Consider the following 16,085-nt stretch of genomic DNA (forward strand, 5'->3'; position numbering starts at 1 on the left):
CGCACCCTCAGTCACCGATACGCTCCGCCAGGGACACAGTGAAGATGCCCCAGCGATCGACGCGTTGTTCCAGCTTCCGGAAACCGGCGGTGGCAACCAGCTGATCGAGTTCCGCTTGGGTTCTGCGACGCATCACCCACGCCGCCCCATCGCGGTGGCTGGTCAGGGCGCGAGCAATGAACTCGAGCTGCGGGTGCCACGGCTGGCCGGTGTAGACGAGATAGCCTCCGGGTCGTACGGCAGCTGCCAGGCCTCCCAATGAGTCCTGTACCAACTGGTTGTCCGGGAACAGTTCATACAGTCCCGATACCACGGCGAGTGTGGGAGCAGGGTCGAGCGCGGCGAGCGCTCCGCGATCGAAGGCGTCGCCAGGCTCGAAACGGGCAAGGTCACCGGCGTTCATCGCCGCAATCAACGCGCGTCCGCGTTCGATATTCAGGTCGCTGTAGTCGCGCAGCAGGATGTGGTCGGCCTTGTCGCCGCTTGCCAGCGCCTCAAGCACATAGCGCCCATGGCCCGCGGCGATGTCCACTGCATTGACCGGCCACCCGTTGACCCGGAGACGCCGCATGGCCTCGCCCAGAAGTTCAAGGAGATGCTCCCGGCGCCTGCGGATGCCGCGCCAACCGATCGCATCCAGGTAATTGCGGTCAACGAAACGGCCCAGTGCGCCCCGGCCCCGCGCGCGGTTCTCATAGACGTAATCGAGGGTGCTGCCGGAATCGAATCCGGTGGTCAGGCCGAGGCGGATACCCTCGGACAGCTTTCCACCCACGCGCAATGATGCACGGGCAAGGCGCCAACGCAGATCAGCCAGCGAGGCACACTGCGGGGGCCACGCCAGCACCTGGGCCTCGTCGAAGGTAGCGCCATGACGATGGGCATCCAGTAACGACGGCAGTCGCGCGGCTTCGGCAAAGCGGCCGTGCAGGAACGAGCGGATGCGCTCCACTGCCTGCATGCGATCCCGCTCGCCGAGAGTGTCGTGGAAAAATCCGCGCAGGAAGTGGCGCTCCTTGACGTGTGACCCCAGACGCTCGAAGAAACGATCCTGCGGCGCACGATGGACCACGAAGTCGGAACCTGAAACCAGCAACTGGGTCGGGACGACGATGGCAGCCGCGTCGTCCACCACACGTTTGGCGGCCGCGTCCAGGCCGAGCAGTACGCGTACGGAGATCGGTCGCGTCACCAGCGGATCGGTCCGATAGCTTGCGATGCGATCGGAGTCGTGGGTGAGGAATTGTGGCTTGACGTAGCTGTTGACGAAGAAGTTGCCACGAAGTCGCTGCATCAGCGCCAGCGCCGGACGCGCGAGGGGGACGTACAGCTTCACCTTGAATGCTGGAGACGCGAGCACCAGTGCCCGCAACCTGGGTGCATAGTCATGCACCCAGGTTGCAGCCACCACTGCTCCCACGCTTTGCGCCACCACCGCGAGTTTCTCGTGGGGAAAGCCATGTTTGTGTGCGATCCACTTCGCGAAGGTATCGAGATCGTGGACCAGCGCCTCGAAGCCCGGTGCGTCGCCACGCTCACCCGGCGAACGACCATTACCACGCGCGTCCCAGGCGAAGATGTCGAAATCCGTCAAGCCAAGCTCGTCGGCAAGGTGGGCCATGCGGCCGGAATGTTCGTGGCCGCGATGCAGCAGGATCACTGCCCCTCGCGCAGTGCCAACGGCGGGCCAATGCCGGTAGAACAGCTGCAGGCCGTCCCACGAAGTGAATTCCAGTTCCCTCTGTACCCGCATCGGGTCATCCTCCTTGCAGATCGTCGTGCATATGCGTTTCCGCCAGTCCTTTCGCGATCCGACGATAAACAGTCACAGCGCAGAGCACGGCCACTGTTGCAGAGACCGCATCCACCGTGCGGGGGCCCGCCCAGCCGGCCGCCAGCACCACTCCGAGTACGCCGATGACAAGCGCCCGGTCGCTCTTGCCCATCGGACCGTCGTAACGGCGGCTTGCTCCTACCATCAGTCCCAGCACACCCGCGTACTCGGTCAAGACTGCGGCCAGCACCATGGTCCACAACAACGTTCCGTTGATCCCGGTCATCCCGAGCAGACACAGATAAAGTGCCGCATCCGAGATCGCGTCGCAGAGTTCGTTGAGGTAGGCACCCAAGCTCGACTGCTGGGCGAATTCGCGCGCGAGCATCCCGTCGATGGCGTTGAGCGCCATGCGTATAAGCATCCAGCCGGGAAGAAGCAGGTAGAGCAATGGGTGACTGCCAGCCTGTCGGTACACGACCCAAGCCACCACGAGCGAGACGCCTGCTGCCATCAGCGTGACCTGGTTGGCGGTCATGCCCGCGCGTGCCACGCGGCGAGCGAGCGGGCGCAGGAGCAGCTGGAAGCGTCCCTTCATTCCATAGATCGACATGAGCCCCGTTTCACATTCCATGTGCAGCGGCGGAGAGTACGCCAACGCCGTCGTGGAGGGTACCGCCGCCGCCTCCCTTGGAAACCCACCCCGCCGCACCCACAATCGCGGAATGGAAATCAGGTCAGACAATCCCGAGCACGGCTTCCAGTTCCCCGGTGTGTTCGAGATCACCGCCATGGGGCCGGCTTCGGCCGGGCTGGAGGCGGAGATCCCGCGCCTGCTGCAGGCGGCGGGGCTGGTGGTGCTGGAGGAATCAGTGCGCAGCCGCGACTCGAGCGGCGGCAGGTTCGTGTCGGTCAAGCTGAGCTTCCGCGCCAGTTCGCGCGAGGAGTACGAGGCCGCGCACGCCGCCTTGCGCGAGCATCCCGAAGTGAAGTGGACCCTCTGACCCCCGGCTGGCCCCGCTTGGCTGGAAATCGCCGTTCCGGGCACGCCGCGTCCGTCGTCCATCGTTGCGGGATAATGGCCGGCCTTTCCGCCTGACCGCGCCGTCTTGAACGCCACCAGCGCCCTTGTTCGCGACCTCGGTCGCCAGCCGTACGAGCCGGTGTGGCGCGCGATGCAGCGCCTTACCGATGCACGCGACGCCGGGACCCCGGACGAGATCTGGGTGGTCGAGCACGATCCGGTGTTCACCCTGGGGCAGGCGGGCAGGGCCGAGCACGTGCTGATGCCGGGTGACATCCCGGTGGTCCATGTCGACCGCGGCGGGCAGGTGACGTATCACGGGCCGGGGCAGGTCGTGGTCTACCCGCTGCTGGATCTGAAGCGGCTCAAGGTCGGCGTGCGGGACTACGTCGTGCGCATCGAGCAGGCGGTGATCGACACCCTGGGCGAGTGGAACATCGGTGCCGCGCGACGCGATGGCGCGCCCGGTGTCTACGTGGCCGGCGCCAAGGTGGCGGCACTGGGTATCCGCGTGCGCCGCGGCTGCACCTTCCATGGGCTGGCGTTCAACGTGGCGATGGACCTCGAGCCGTTCACACGCATCAACCCCTGCGGTTACGAAGGGCTGCAGGTGACCTCGGTGCTAGACTTGGGCGGACCTTCGGGCATGGACGCCGTGAAGCCGGTCCTCCTCGACGCCCTGGCGTCCCAGTTCGGGCTGCGGCTGTTGCCCGCCGCCGTCCCGCCGGACCTGCTGGCGGCCTGACGCCGCCGCTCTCCCCACGACTTCCACGAGACGGCCATGACCGAATCCGCCGACCGGACCATCCCGCTGCAGGTGCTCGCGCCCGCCGACGACAGCCTGCGACCGGGCGCCAAGCAGCTGGCCGGCGACAAGATCAGCCGCTCGCCGGTGCAGTTCGCTGATGTGCCGGTACTGCGCAAGCCGTCGTGGATCCGCGTGCGCATCCCGTCCAACGGTGCGGTGGCGGCGCTGAAGTCGAAACTGCGCGAGAACCGCCTGGTCACCGTGTGCGAAGAGGCCAGCTGCCCGAACATCCACGAGTGCTTCGGTCACGGTACCGCCACCTTCATGATCCTGGGCGAGGTCTGCACGCGGCGCTGCTCGTTCTGCGACGTCGCCCACGGTCGCCCGAAACCGCCGGATCCGACCGAACCCTACAATCTCGCCAGCACCGTGGCCGACATGGGCCTGAAGTATGTGGTGGTCACCAGCGTCGACCGCGACGACCTCCGCGATGGCGGTGCCCAGCATTTCGTCGACTGCATCGCGGCGATCCGCGCACGCACCCCGTCGACGCGCATCGAGATCCTCACCCCCGACTTCCGTGGCAAGGGCCGCATGGAGCGGGCGCTGGAGATCCTGGCGCAGAACCCGCCGGACGTGTTCAACCACAACGTCGAGACCGCCCCGGAGCTGTACCGCAACGTGCGCCCGGGCGCGGACTACCAGTGGTCGCTGACCCTGCTGCAGAAGTTCAAGGCGCAGCACCCGTCGGTGCCGACCAAGTCCGGGATCATGCTCGGCCTGGGCGAGACGATGGAACAGGTGCAGGGCACCCTGCGCGACCTGCGCGCGCACGACGTCGACATGGTCACCATCGGCCAGTACCTGCAGCCGAGCCCGCACCACCACCCGGTGCTGCGCTACTGGACGCCGGACGAGTTCAAGGCCCTGGAGGACTACGGCATGGCGCTGGGCTTCAGCCACGTGGCCTCGGGTCCGCTGGTGCGCTCGTCCTACCACGCCGACCGCCAGGCCGCGCAGGCTGCGGCGACCGCGGTGGCCGTCGCCTGACGGCACCGCGCGCGCGCCAACCAGCGTTCACCTGCCGGCGATGGGCCGCGGTTAGAGTGAATCCGCGTGATCGCGTGGGTCCGGGCCTGCAACTTTCGGCACTGGATCGCGTCTATCCAGCCCCCACACTGCAGTTACCGGGTCGCGGCTGCGCGGCCGGCCAGGAACGAGTCCATACATGAAAGCAAGTCGCCTGATCTCCGCTGCACTGATCGCCGTTGCGCTGTCGGTGCCGCTTGCGTTGATGGCCCGGGCGGACGGCGAGTCGGCGATCCCCGCCTCGCCCAGCGTCGACCAGGTGCGCACCGCGCAGCTGGTGCATGGGCTGCTGTCCGACAGCCGTTACGCCTACCGTCCGCGGCCGCTCGACGCCGAGATGGAGCGCGACATCGGCCGCCGTTACCTCGAGGCGCTCGACTCCGGCAAGATGTTCTTCACCGCCGCCGACGTGGCGCGCTTCGAGCCGCTGGCGCCGGAGCTGGGCATGGCGGTGCGCAAGGGGCACCTCGAGCCGGCGTTCGCGATCTTCGCGCTCTACAAGGAGCGTGTCGCCGAGCGCGTCGAGCATGCGCGCGGCCTGCTCAAGCAGGACATCTTCGACTTCACCGGCGACGACCGCTGGGAGTACGACCGCAAGGACGCGCCGTGGCCGGCCGACAAGGCCGCGCTGGACGCGGTGTGGCGGCAGTCGGTGCGCAACGACTGGCTGCGCCTGCAACTGGCCGGCCGCGAGCCCGCGCAGATCCGCGAGACTCTCGACCGCCGCTATCGCAACCTGGCCAACAACGTCGCCCAGCTCAACGGCGAGGATGCGTTCCAGAGCTTCCTCAACGCCTACACGGCGTCGATCGACCCGCATACCGATTACTTCAACCCGCGCAGCACCGAGCTGTTCAACCAGAGCATGTCGCTGTCGTTGGAAGGCATCGGCGCGCAGCTGCAGCGCCAGGATGACGTGATCGTGATCCGCGAACTCATCGCCGGTGGGCCGGCCGCGCTGAGCGGCAAGTTCCGCGTCGGCGACCGCATCGTCGGCGTCGGCCAGGGCGCCGACGGCGCGGTGGAAGACGTGGTCGGCTGGCGCATCGACGACGTGGTCGAGAAGATCAAGGGGCCGAAGGACACCCAGGTGAAGCTGGAAGTGATCCCCGCCGAGGCCGGCATGGACAGCGAGCCGGTGCAGATCGTGCTGACCCGTGCGCGCGTGCGGCTGGAGGAACAGGCGGCCAAGTCGGAGGTCATCGAGATCCCGGGCAGCGGCGACGCCGCCGATACCCGCGTGGGTGTGATCAAGCTGCCGGCGTTCTACCAGGATTTCCAGGGCCGCCGGAACCGTGATGGCGACTACGCCTCGGCCACCCGCGACGTCGCCAGGCTGCTGGAAGAATTCAAGGCCGACGGCATCGATGGCGTGGTGCTGGACCTGCGCAACAACGGCGGTGGATCGCTCAACGAAGCGGTCGAGCTGACCGGCCTCTTCATCGATACCGGTCCGGTGGTGCAGGTGCGCGAATCCGGCGGGCGGGTGAGCGTCGAAGCCGACCGCAATCCTGGCGTGGCCTGGGAAGGCCCGCTGGCGGTGCTGATCAACCGCGGCTCGGCGTCGGCATCGGAAATCGTCGCCGGCGCGATCCAGGACTACGGCCGCGGGCTGGTGATCGGCGAGACCACGTTCGGCAAGGGCACGGTGCAGAACCTGGTCGATCTCGACCGCTGGCCGGGCAACGAGCAGCAGCGCTTCGGTTCGGTGAAGCTCACCGTGGCGCAGTTCTTCCTGCCGGGCGGCAGCAGCACGCAGAACCGTGGCGTCGTGCCGGACGTGATGTTCCCGGTGACCGTGGATGCCAGCGAGTTCGGCGAGAGCACCAACGACAACGCATTGCCGTGGACGCGCATCGCCGCGGTGCCGCACACCCGCTATGGCGACTTCGCGACCCTGCTGCCGCGCCTCAACGTGCTGCACGAGGCGCGCATCGACGAGGATGCGGAGTTCAGCTGGTGGGTGGAGGACGTCGAGGAGTTCCGTGCCGAGCGTGCCAAGAAGTACGTGGTGCTCAACGAAGCCGAACGTCGCGCCGAGCGTGACCGCCAGGAGCAGAAGCGCCGCGACCGCCAGGCGCAGCGTCGCGAGCTCGGCCTGCCGCTGGATCCACTGGCGGAGGACACCGACGACGGCCTGTTCGCCAACGAGCGCGACATCGCCCTCGACACCGCGCGCGAAAAGGCCGCCGAGGAACGCCCCGATCCGCTGCTGCAGGAATCGGCGGCGATCCTGGCCGACGCGATGCACCTGCTCAACAGCGATCACCACCTGCAGGCGCAGGTGCTGCCGGAATCGACGCGGCCCAACAGCTGGGCACGCTGACCGTCACGCACTGATGTGATGCCGGACGCCGCCGCAGGGCGGCGTCCTCGTCTGTGGCAGGCGGCGATTCCGCGCGGTGGCGCAGCCTGCGTATCCGACCGCGTCAGCCCCGGGGCTGATTGCCCGAGTGGCGTACACAGTGTCCCGCTGCGGACACCTGCGACGGCGTAACATGTTGCCGCCGGCCGCGCCGGTGCAGCACCTCCTTCCCCCCCTTCAATCCGGATGTCCCATGAGTGCGCCGCCGCTCGTGTCGCGCGAGGTATCCCCGCTCGCCGTCCTGCTTGCCCTGTCCCTGGTCTATGTGATCTGGGGTTCGACCTATCTCGGCATCAAGTTCGCGCTGGAGGGTGGCTACCCGCCGCTGCTCATGGCCGGCATCCGCTTCGTGATCGCCGGCAGCGTGCTGTATGCGTTCCTGCGCTGGCGCGGTGTGGCCGGGCCGACCCGCGCGCAGTGGCGCAACGCGACCTTCATGGGCGTGCTGCTGCTGGGCCTCGGCAACGGGCTGGTGTGCGTTGCCGAACAGACCGTGTCGTCCGGCCTGGCGGCGGTGGCGGTGGCCTCCGTGCCGTTGTGGATCGGACTGTTCTCGGCGATGCGCGGACAACGGCCGCAGCAGCTGGAATGGCTTGGCCTGGGCATCGGCTTCGTCGGCGTGCTTTGGCTCAACGCCGGCAGTTCGCTCACCGCCGAACCGGTGGGCCTGATCGCATTGCTGGTGGCCCCCATGGCCTGGGCCTACGGCTCGGTGTGGAGCCGCGGCCGCGACCTGCCGACGCCGTTCATGGCCGCTGCGGCGCAGATGCTGTGCGGTGGCGCCGCGATGCTCGTCGCCGGCCCGCTGCTGGGCGAGCGCTTCACCGCGATGCCCACCCTGCACGGCACGCTGTCGGTGGCCTACCTGCTGAGCTTCGGTTCGATCGTCGCCTTCAGCGCCTATATCTGGCTGCTGCACAACGTGCGCGCGACGCTGGCCGGCAGCTATGCCTACGTCAATCCGGTGATCGCGGTGCTGCTGGGCGCTTGGCTGGCGGCCGAGCGTTTCAGCGCGCATGACATCGGCGCGATGCTGGTGATCCTGGCCGGCGTGGTGGCGATCACCCTGGCGCGCACGCGCACGGCGAAGCCGGCATGACCCCGGTCCACGACCGCCGCGCGCTGTGGATCGCGGTCGCGGCCTTCGTGATCTGGGGCCTGATGCCGCTGTACTGGCATCTCCTGCGGCATGTGCCGTCGCTGCAGATCGTGCTGCACCGCGCGGTGTGGTGCGCCATCCTCGTCGCCGCGTGGCTCACCGTGAGCCGTGGTCGCGGGTGGTTGCGCCAGGTGGTCGCGCAGCCGCGGCTGGTGGCGATGCTGGCGCTGTCGGGCCTGCTGATCGCCGCCAACTGGAGCCTCTACGTGTGGGCGGTCAACAGCGGGCATGTGGTCGAGGCGAGCCTCGGCTACTTCATCAATCCGCTGCTCAACGTGGTGATCGGCGTGCTGTTCCTGCGCGAGCGGCTGTCGCTGCCGCAGTGGATCGCAGTGGCGCTGGCGGCGGGTGGGGTGCTGTGGCTGACCTTCAACTACGGCAGTTTTCCGTGGATCGCGCTGTGCCTGGCAGGCTCGTTCGCCATCTACGGGCTGATTCGCAAGTTCGCCGCGGTGGAGGCGGTGCAGGGGCTGGGCGTCGAGAACCTGTTCGTGTTCGGGCCCGCGGTGCTCGCGCTGGCGTGGTTCGAGTGGTCCGGCAGCGGCGGGTTCTTTTCGCTGCGCTGGGGCGGCTGGACCGACGTGCTGCTGGTGCTGGGCGGCGCGCTGACGGCGATCCCGCTGATCTGCTTCGCCTACGCGGTGCGGCGGGTGCCGCTGACCGTGGTCGGCCTGCTGCAGTACATCGGCCCGACCCTGCAGCTGCTGCTGGGCGTGTTCTTCTTCGGCGAGGCGTTCGGCATCGATCGCGCCACCGGTTTCGCCTTCATCTGGGCCGGGCTGGCGGTGTTCGCCATCGATGGCTACCTGCAGGCGCGCCGGCGCATCGTGGCCCAGCAGCTGTAACGCCGCGGGAACCGGAGCCGCGTCCGCGGATGGCGTGGATTGCGCGCACAGGCCGCCGGATGCGCTTCGCTTATCCGGGCGACGGAATCTGCGCGTGTCGTCGCGTGGCCCGGATCGGCGGCCAAAGGCCGCATCCCGAAGGGCGCAGTGATCAGCCGCGGGCAAGCAGCCACAGCACCAGTGCACCGCCGGCCACCGCGACGATGCCGGTTGCCCACCACCAGCGCCTTGCGCGCACCCGCAGCCGGCGCACGCGTTCGTCGTGCAGCCGGCGCGCCTGCTCGATCAGCGGTTGTGCACGTGCCTGCGCGCGGGCGTGGGCGGCGTCGCGCTCCCGCGGCGAAGCGTCGGACGTGGCTTCGGCCTCTTCGTACAGCGCGAATACGTCGCGATGGAGCTGCGCGTAGCGACGTTCGAGTTCTGCGCCCGGCAGCCGGCGCAGGTCCCCAGGTTGCCCGCCGCCTGCGCTCATGCCGCGCGCAGGGCGTCGGTCACCGGCAGCCGCGCCGCGCGCACCGCCGGAAACAGGCCGCCGACGAAGCCGATCGCCAGTGCCCACTTCAACCCGTCCCACAGCAGCTGCGGCGTGACCCTGAACTCGAAGGTGAGCTGGCCGACGCCGCCGGCCAGCGTCGACGCGGTATAGCCGTTGAACACCAGCCAGGCGATCAGGCCGCCGAGCGCGCCGCCGATCGCCGCCAGCAGCATCGTTTCCAGCATGACCGCCACCACCACCGGCAGGCCGCGGAAGCCGATCGCGCGGAGCGTGGCGATCTCGCGCGCACGCGCGGCGACGGTGGCGAACATCGTGTTGAGCGCGCCGAACACCGCGCCCACCGCCATGATCGAGCCGACCACGATGCCGATGATGCGCAGCACCTTCGTCATGCCTTCCGACTGGCGCGAGAAATACTCGGCGGTGGTGTCGGCTTCCACCTTCAGTCGCGGGTCCGCCTGCAGCGTGGCCTTGAACGCACTGAAGGCGTCGGGGCTGGTCAGCCGCGCGGTGATGGAATTGCGGCTGCTGCCGCGGCGATAGGTGGTGGCGATGATGCCGGCGTCGGCCCAGACCTCCGACTCCAGTGCATCGCCGGACGCGAACACGCCGACCACCGTCCACACATCGCTGCCCAGTCGCAGCTCGTTGCCGGGGTCGAGCCCGGCGAACTGGCGCCGTGCGCCCTGGCCGACCACCAGTTCGCGGCGGCCCGATTCGAACGTGCGTCCTTCGACGATGCGCATTCCGGGACGCACCTCCCACGCCACCGGATCGACGCCGCGCAGCTGCACGCTGCCGTCCTCGTCGGCCGCGCCGCGCAGCGGCAGGTTCGCGGCTACGACGATCTCCGACGAGGCCAGCGGGCGGTTGTCGGCATCGCGGGCGATCTCCGGCGCCTGCGACACGGCCAGCAGCGCCTCGCGCTCCATCACCGACATCACCTCCGCCGCCGAACCGCCGCGCAGCACGATGGCGGTGTCCTCGTTGCCGGTCGCGGCCACCGTCTGCCGGTAGCCTTCGGCCATCGCCAGCAGCGCGACCAGCACGCCGACCACGCCGGCGATGCCGATCACCACCACCGACGACGCACCCAGCCGCTGTGGCAACGTGCTGATGCCGACATGGGTCACCGAACCGGCCTGGCGTCCGCTGCGCGTGGCCAGCATCCAGGCGACCAGCAGTGCCGCCACCGCCAGCAGCGCCTGCCACGGAAGCAGGATCCAGGCGGCGACGCCGGCCACGACGACGATCGACAGCAGCAGCCCGCTCAACAGGGATTTGATCTTGGACATCCGCGTTACTCCGCTTTGACCCTTCTCCGTCGAGCGGGAAGGCCTGCCTCGAAGGCTTCTGGTCAGGGTGGTTCCGAAGGGCGGATGAGGGCGTGCCGCTTGCCCTCACCCCTGCCCCTCTTCCGCGCGCGGGAGAGGGGTTTCAACTCGCAGACAGGGGAAGGGGATCCATCCCGGATCAACGGCCGGCCAGCGCGTCGACGATGTTCAGCCGCATGCCGCGCAAGGCCGGCAACGCACCGACCAGCAGGCCGATGGCGACCATCAGGCCGAGCCCGAGCAGCCAGCTCTCCAGCCCGACCGGTGGCAGGTTGAGCACGCCGCCGCTTCCTTGGCCAAGCGCGGGCCCGGCAATCGCCGCCAGCCCGAGGCCCAGCACGCCACCCAGCACCACCAGCAGCACCGATTCCGCCAGCACCATCAGCAGCACGCTGGTGCTGGAGAAACCGATCGTCTTCAGCACCGCGAGTTCCGAGGTGCGCTCGCGTACCGCCTGCGCCATGGTGTTGCCGGTCAGCAGCAGCAGGGTGAAGAACACCGCGCCCATGATCGAGCCCACGATCAGGCCGATATCGGCCATCTGCTTGAGCTGCGAGGCGAACGCCGCCTGCTCGGTCATGGTCTTGGTTTCATTCGGCGAATTGGCCGACAGCGCATCGATCGCCTTGGCTGCCGCATCCGCCTGGCGCACGTCGCGCACCCGCGACACGTACCAGCCCACGTCGCCGTCCACGTACGGCGTGGACTCGGCGAAATAGTCGTAGCGCAGCAGGAACAGGCCGTCGGTGAAGCCGGATTCCTCGCCATCGCGCGCACGGAAGATGCCGACGATCTCGAACTCCCAGTTGAGCGTGCCGTCGGCATTGGGAAAGATCGTCGACTGCAGCGGCACGCGGTCGCCCACCTTCCAGTCGAACCGGTTGGCGAGCGCCTGGCCGACCAGTGCGCCGGTGCGCGTCCGCGCGAAGGCATCGCGGGCTTCCGCCGACACCTCGATCTCCGGATACAGGTCGAGGTAGTTGTCGGCCACCGCGAAGCTGAAGATCTGGTTGCGCGGGTTCTGGTAGGCGCCGCCGAACCAGTTGGCCCAGGTGACCGCCTCGATGTTGTCGACCTGGACGATGCGCGTGCGCAACGACAGCGGCAGCGTCTCGATGAAGGACAGCTTCGAACCGGTCTGCAGCCGTTGCGCGCCATCGGCGTTCTGGCCGAGCTGGCTGAAGGTGGTGCGGATGCCGTCGAGCAGGCCGAACAGCAGGAACGCGGCCATGATCGAGGCCAGGGTGAGGAAGGTGCGCGTCTTGCGGCGGAACAGCGCCGCCCAGACCAGGTGCATGTACTTCATGCGGGCGTCCTCCGTCAGGCCGCGTGCGCGGGTTGTTCGACCAGCGAGCCCTTGTCCAGGTGCAGGGTGTGCGATGCATAGCCCGCGGCCTTCGGGTCGTGGGTGACCATCACGATGGTCTTGCCGTGCTCGCGGTTGAGTTCCTGCAGCAGGCCGAGGATGTCCTCGGCGGACTGGCGGTCGAGGTCACCGGTCGGCTCGTCGCAGATCAGCAGGTCCGGGTCGGAGACGATGGCGCGGGCAATCGCCACGCGCTGCTGCTGGCCGCCCGACAGCTCGTTGGGCTTGTGCTTCGCGCGGTCCGACAAGCCCACCAGCTCCAGCGCGATGCCGGCATTGCGCTTGCGCTGCGCACCGGACAGCTTCGTCAGCAGCAGCGGCAGTTCGACGTTCTTCTGCGCGGTCAGCGCCGGCATCAGGTTGTAGAACTGGAACACGTAGCCGACGTGCGTGCTGCGCCAGGCCGCAAGCTGGCCACCACTCATGCGATCGATGCGTTCGCGATCGACGGTGATCTCGCCCGACGTCGGTGCATCGAGCCCGCCGATCAGGTTGAGCAGCGTGGTCTTTCCGGAACCCGACGGACCCATCAGCGCGACGAAGTCGCCGCGTTCGATGTCGAGGTCGATGTGGTGCAGCACCTCGACCTTCTCGGAGCCGCGCTGGTAGGTCTTGGTGAGGTTGCTGATCGAAACCAGGGTCGCCATGCCGGTGCCTCGTTGCATGCCCGCGATGCGGGCGGACGGCGCGCGTGGCGCCGGGGAGCCGCGGCCCGTGGCCACGGCTGCGTCGCCTTACTGCCGGACCACCAGGCTGCCGTCCCCGAGTGCGGCCGGCGGATCCACCACCACGTCCTCACCGGCGACGAGGCCGGATGTCACTTCGCGTTGCCCGCCGACGGTGCCGCCGGTGCGGACGACGCGACGTTCGACGCGGTCGCCGGCCAGTGCGAAGGCGACTGTCGCGCCGTCGCGCTCGACGATCGCCGCCGCGGGCACCCGCAAGGCACGCGGCGCGGCGTCGGTCGCGTCCGTTCCTTCCGTGGCCTGTTCGAGGAAGCTCACCGACACGCCCATGTCCGGCACGATGCGGCGATCCTTTTCCTTGATGGCGATGCGCACCTTCACCGTCGCCTTTCCGCGGTCGGCGGTGGGCACGATGGCGATGACTTCGGCCGGGATGCGCCAGTCGGGATAGGCGTTGAGCGTGGCGGTGACCGGCATCTCCGGTTGCACCCGGCCGATGTAGGCCTCGCCCACGTCGACCTCGATCTCGAGTGAATCCATGTCGACGATGGTGCCGATGCCGGTGCGGGTGAAGCCGCCGCCGGCCGACAGCGGCGAGACGATCTCGCCCGGCTGCGCCGCCTTGGCAACGACCACGCCGGCGAACGGCGCGCGCACCACGGTGTTGTCGACACCGAGGTCGGCGATCGCGAGCTGGTCGGCGGCGACGCGCGCGTTGCGCTGTGCGGTGTTCAACTGCGCGCGCAGCGCGTCGCGCTGGGCGATGGCCTGGTCGTACTGCGAGCGCGACACCAGCTGCTGGCCGACCAGCGAATCCATCCGCCGCGCTTCGGCTTCCGCCTGCGCCAGCTGCGCCTGCACGCTGCCGGCCTGGCTGCGTGCGGCGGCCAGCTGCGATGACGACAGGGCGCGCTGCGCATCGGCATCGATGGGGTCGAGCGTGGCCAGCACCTGGCCTTCCTCCACCGCCATGCCTTCCTCGATCAGCACCTCGCGCACACGGCCGGTGATCTTGGCCGACACCGTGGCCATGCGGCGGGCGACCACATAACCGCTGGCGTCGAGCACCGAGGCCGGCGCGCCGCCGGCACCACCGCTGGCGACCACCGGCGCGGTACGCACCGCGATCGCCTGCTCGCGCCCGAGCAATGCCCAGGCGGCAACGGCGAGCACCACCACGGCGGCGGCCACGGCCAACCCGATCCACAGTCCACGCCGCGACGGCGGCGGCTCCGGGCGTCGGTCGATGCGCAGTTCCTTCAGCAGATCGGCTTTCGTGTTCATGCGGGCCCAGACGGCGTGAGTCGGAACAGTGTGACCGCGGCGCAGCCCGGCGGGAGTGGCCGGAAGTCACTTCGTTGCCCGCGACGATGCGGGGCCAGTGTGCGGGCCAGCGACCGCCGTCGTCAGGTGATGGTTGTCATCTCGATCGCCTGACGGACTCGACTGCCTGCCGATGCCGCGCAGCCGCACGCTGTGACCACCCCGAACGGAGCACGTCCATGTTGGCCCCGATCCCCGCAGCAAGGCTGCAAGGCGCACGTTACCGCCATGGCGCGGTGTGCGCACTCGATGGCCTGGACCTGGAGCTGCATGCCGGCGAAGTGCTGGCGCTGCTGGGCCCCAACGGCGCCGGCAAGTCGACCACGGTGGACCTGCTGCTCGGCCTGAAGACACCCGACGAGGGCGAGGCGCGTCTGTTCGGCGCGGATCCGCGCGGCGTGGCGTCGCGCCTGCAGGTCGGGGTGATGCTGCAGAGCGAGGTCCTGCCCGAGCGGCTCACCGTGCGCGAGCTGATCGAATGGGCCAGCTGCCACTATCCGCACCCGATGCCGGTGGCCGATGCAGCGGCGCTTGCCGGCATCGGCGATCTGCTTGCGAAGCGTTACGGCCGGCTCTCGGGCGGTCAGCAACGGCGGGTGCAGTTCGCGATCGCACTGTGCGGGCAGCCGCGGCTGCTGTTCCTCGACGAGCCGACCACCGGACTCGATATCGGCGCACGCGCGCAGGTATGGGCCGCGGTCCGCTCGATGGCCGCGCAGGGGTGCGCGGTGCTGCTGACCACGCACTACCTCGAGGAGGCCGAAGCCCTGGCTGACCGCGTCGTCGTGCTCGACCGCGGGCGCACGCTGGCCGCCGGCACCACCGCGCAGGTGCGCGCGCTGGTGGGCGGGCGCCGCATCCGCTGTCTCACCGCGCTGCCGGCGGAAGTCGTCGCGGGCTGGCCGCAGGTGCGCGAAGCGCAGGTCGTTGGTGGACGGCTCGAGGTGGTGACCGGCGAGGCGGAAGCGGTGGTGCGCTGCCTGCTCGACGCCGATCCCGCGTTGCAGGAGCTCGAGGTACTGCGCGCCGGACTCGCCGAAGCCTTTGTCGAACTCACCAATCCGCACGCACGCGAGGCCGCCTGATGAACACCATTGCCACTTCCACGCCAACGCCCGTCGTCGCGCGTGCGCCGGCGGTGCGCGCCTGCCTGGTCGAACTGCGCTGCGAACTGCTGAAACTGCTGCGCGAACCGGCGTACGTGCTGCCCGCGGTGTTGTTCCCGGTGCTGTTCTACCTGCTGTTCGGCGTGATGCTGTCGGGCATGGGTGCGCCGCCGGCGTTCCTGCTTGCCGGCTACGGCGTGTTCGGCACCATCGGCGCGACCCTGTTCGGCGTCGGCGTGGGCGTGGCCAACGAACGCGAGCAGGGGCTGCTGCGCCTGCGCCGCGCACTGCCGGCGCACCCGTTGGGCTGGCTGCTCGCCAGGACCCTGGCGGCGATGGGGTTCTCGCTTGCGATCACTGCGCTGCTGGCGATCGTCGGCAGCACGCTCGGTGGCGTATCGCTGCCGATGTCGGGCTGGGCGCTGCTGTTCGTGGTGAACCTGTCCGGGGTGCTGCCGTTCGCGGCGCTCGGCTTCCTGATCGGCAGCCTGGTCGGCGGCAACGCGGCGATCGCGGTGGTCAACATGCTGTTCCTGCCGATGGTGTTCCTGTCCGGCCTGTGGCTGCCGCTGACGATGCTGCCGGACTTCTTCGCCCGGTTGGCCCCGGTGTGGCCGGCCTATCATCTGGGCCAGATCGCCTTCAAGGTGGTCGGCCATGACGCGGGGGGCGCGTTGTGGCTGCACCTGCTGGCCCTGCTGGTGCCGGCCCTCGTATTTGCACACTTCGCGTGGCGACGGCTGTCGAGCCGATGAGTCCTGCATACAACT

15 protein-coding genes are annotated in these 16,085 nt (G+C 68.9%); 8 read left to right on the forward strand and 7 right to left on the reverse strand.

What is annotated here, in order from left to right; translation table 11 throughout:
- Positions 1 to 7: 7 nt before the first annotated feature.
- Both E5843_RS01770 and E5843_RS01775 read right to left on the reverse strand, forming a co-directional pair.
- The gene (locus tag E5843_RS01770; RefSeq protein WP_141065598.1) at positions 8 to 1,753 is read right to left on the reverse strand and encodes a bifunctional alpha/beta hydrolase/class I SAM-dependent methyltransferase; all 1,746 of its coding nucleotides are present in this window, start codon (positions 1,751 to 1,753) and stop codon (positions 8 to 10) included.
- Between the two features lie 4 nt (positions 1,754 to 1,757).
- Positions 1,758 to 2,387 (reverse strand): CDP-alcohol phosphatidyltransferase family protein, encoded by a 630-nt coding sequence (locus E5843_RS01775; protein ID WP_136411646.1) that lies wholly within the window; start codon positions 2,385 to 2,387, stop codon positions 1,758 to 1,760.
- A 112-nt stretch (positions 2,388 to 2,499) separates the two neighbouring features.
- Here E5843_RS01775 and E5843_RS01780 point away from each other — a divergent pair, with 112 nt between their 5' ends.
- From E5843_RS01780 to rarD, 6 genes are all read left to right on the forward strand, one after another.
- Positions 2,500 to 2,778: a DUF493 family protein gene (locus E5843_RS01780; protein ID WP_136411647.1), complete on the forward strand. Its 279-nt coding sequence runs from the start codon at positions 2,500 to 2,502 to the stop codon at positions 2,776 to 2,778.
- Between the two features lie 105 nt (positions 2,779 to 2,883).
- The gene (lipB, locus tag E5843_RS01785) at positions 2,884 to 3,543 is read left to right on the forward strand and encodes a lipoyl(octanoyl) transferase LipB (protein ID WP_136411648.1); all 660 of its coding nucleotides are present in this window, start codon (positions 2,884 to 2,886) and stop codon (positions 3,541 to 3,543) included.
- 36 nt (positions 3,544 to 3,579) lie between these two features.
- Positions 3,580 to 4,596, forward strand: a complete 1,017-nt coding sequence (gene lipA, locus E5843_RS01790; RefSeq protein WP_134675103.1) for a lipoyl synthase — start codon at positions 3,580 to 3,582, stop codon at positions 4,594 to 4,596.
- A 178-nt stretch (positions 4,597 to 4,774) separates the two neighbouring features.
- Positions 4,775 to 6,961, forward strand: coding sequence for a carboxy terminal-processing peptidase (locus tag E5843_RS01795; protein ID WP_134675102.1), 2,187 nt, complete (start codon positions 4,775 to 4,777; stop codon positions 6,959 to 6,961).
- A 232-nt stretch (positions 6,962 to 7,193) separates the two neighbouring features.
- Complete coding sequence (gene yedA / locus E5843_RS01800; protein ID WP_136411649.1) at positions 7,194 to 8,099, forward strand: drug/metabolite exporter YedA; 906 nt, start codon at positions 7,194 to 7,196, stop codon at positions 8,097 to 8,099.
- Positions 8,096 to 9,004 (forward strand): EamA family transporter RarD, encoded by a 909-nt coding sequence (rarD, locus tag E5843_RS01805; protein ID WP_141065599.1) that lies wholly within the window; start codon positions 8,096 to 8,098, stop codon positions 9,002 to 9,004. Before yedA ends, rarD begins: the two co-directional genes overlap by 4 nt.
- A gap of 151 nt (positions 9,005 to 9,155) precedes the next feature.
- Here the strand turns inward: rarD and E5843_RS01810 are convergent, their stop codons facing one another.
- The 5 genes from E5843_RS01810 to E5843_RS01830 all read right to left on the reverse strand — a co-directional run bounded on the left by E5843_RS01810 (position 9,156) and on the right by E5843_RS01830 (position 14,170).
- The gene (locus E5843_RS01810) at positions 9,156 to 9,476 is read right to left on the reverse strand and encodes a hypothetical protein (protein WP_134675099.1); all 321 of its coding nucleotides are present in this window, start codon (positions 9,474 to 9,476) and stop codon (positions 9,156 to 9,158) included.
- A complete protein-coding gene (locus E5843_RS01815) occupies positions 9,473 to 10,795 on the reverse strand; it encodes an ABC transporter permease (RefSeq protein ID WP_208542765.1) in 1,323 nt (440 codons plus the stop codon). The genes E5843_RS01810 and E5843_RS01815 overlap by 4 nt, the downstream gene beginning before the upstream one ends.
- 178 nt (positions 10,796 to 10,973) lie before the next feature.
- Positions 10,974 to 12,140, reverse strand: coding sequence for an ABC transporter permease (locus tag E5843_RS01820; RefSeq protein ID WP_134675098.1), 1,167 nt, complete (start codon positions 12,138 to 12,140; stop codon positions 10,974 to 10,976).
- 14 nt (positions 12,141 to 12,154) lie between these two features.
- Positions 12,155 to 12,847, reverse strand: a complete 693-nt coding sequence (locus E5843_RS01825) for an ABC transporter ATP-binding protein (RefSeq protein WP_134675097.1) — start codon at positions 12,845 to 12,847, stop codon at positions 12,155 to 12,157.
- A gap of 87 nt (positions 12,848 to 12,934) precedes the next feature.
- Positions 12,935 to 14,170, reverse strand: a complete 1,236-nt coding sequence (locus E5843_RS01830; RefSeq protein WP_141065600.1) for an efflux RND transporter periplasmic adaptor subunit — start codon at positions 14,168 to 14,170, stop codon at positions 12,935 to 12,937.
- 218 nt (positions 14,171 to 14,388) lie between these two features.
- On the opposite strand from E5843_RS01830, the gene E5843_RS01835 reads away from it, so the two are divergent.
- Complete coding sequence (locus E5843_RS01835) at positions 14,389 to 15,294, forward strand: ABC transporter ATP-binding protein (protein ID WP_136411651.1); 906 nt, start codon at positions 14,389 to 14,391, stop codon at positions 15,292 to 15,294.
- Positions 15,294 to 16,070 (forward strand): ABC transporter permease, encoded by a 777-nt coding sequence (locus E5843_RS01840; RefSeq protein ID WP_134675094.1) that lies wholly within the window; start codon positions 15,294 to 15,296, stop codon positions 16,068 to 16,070. Before E5843_RS01835 ends, E5843_RS01840 begins: the two co-directional genes overlap by 1 nt.
- The last annotated feature ends 15 nt before the right edge of the window (positions 16,071 to 16,085 follow it).

Source organism: Luteimonas yindakuii (genome assembly GCF_004803715.2).
In the GTDB taxonomy this organism is placed as follows: domain Bacteria; phylum Pseudomonadota; class Gammaproteobacteria; order Xanthomonadales; family Xanthomonadaceae; genus Luteimonas; species Luteimonas yindakuii.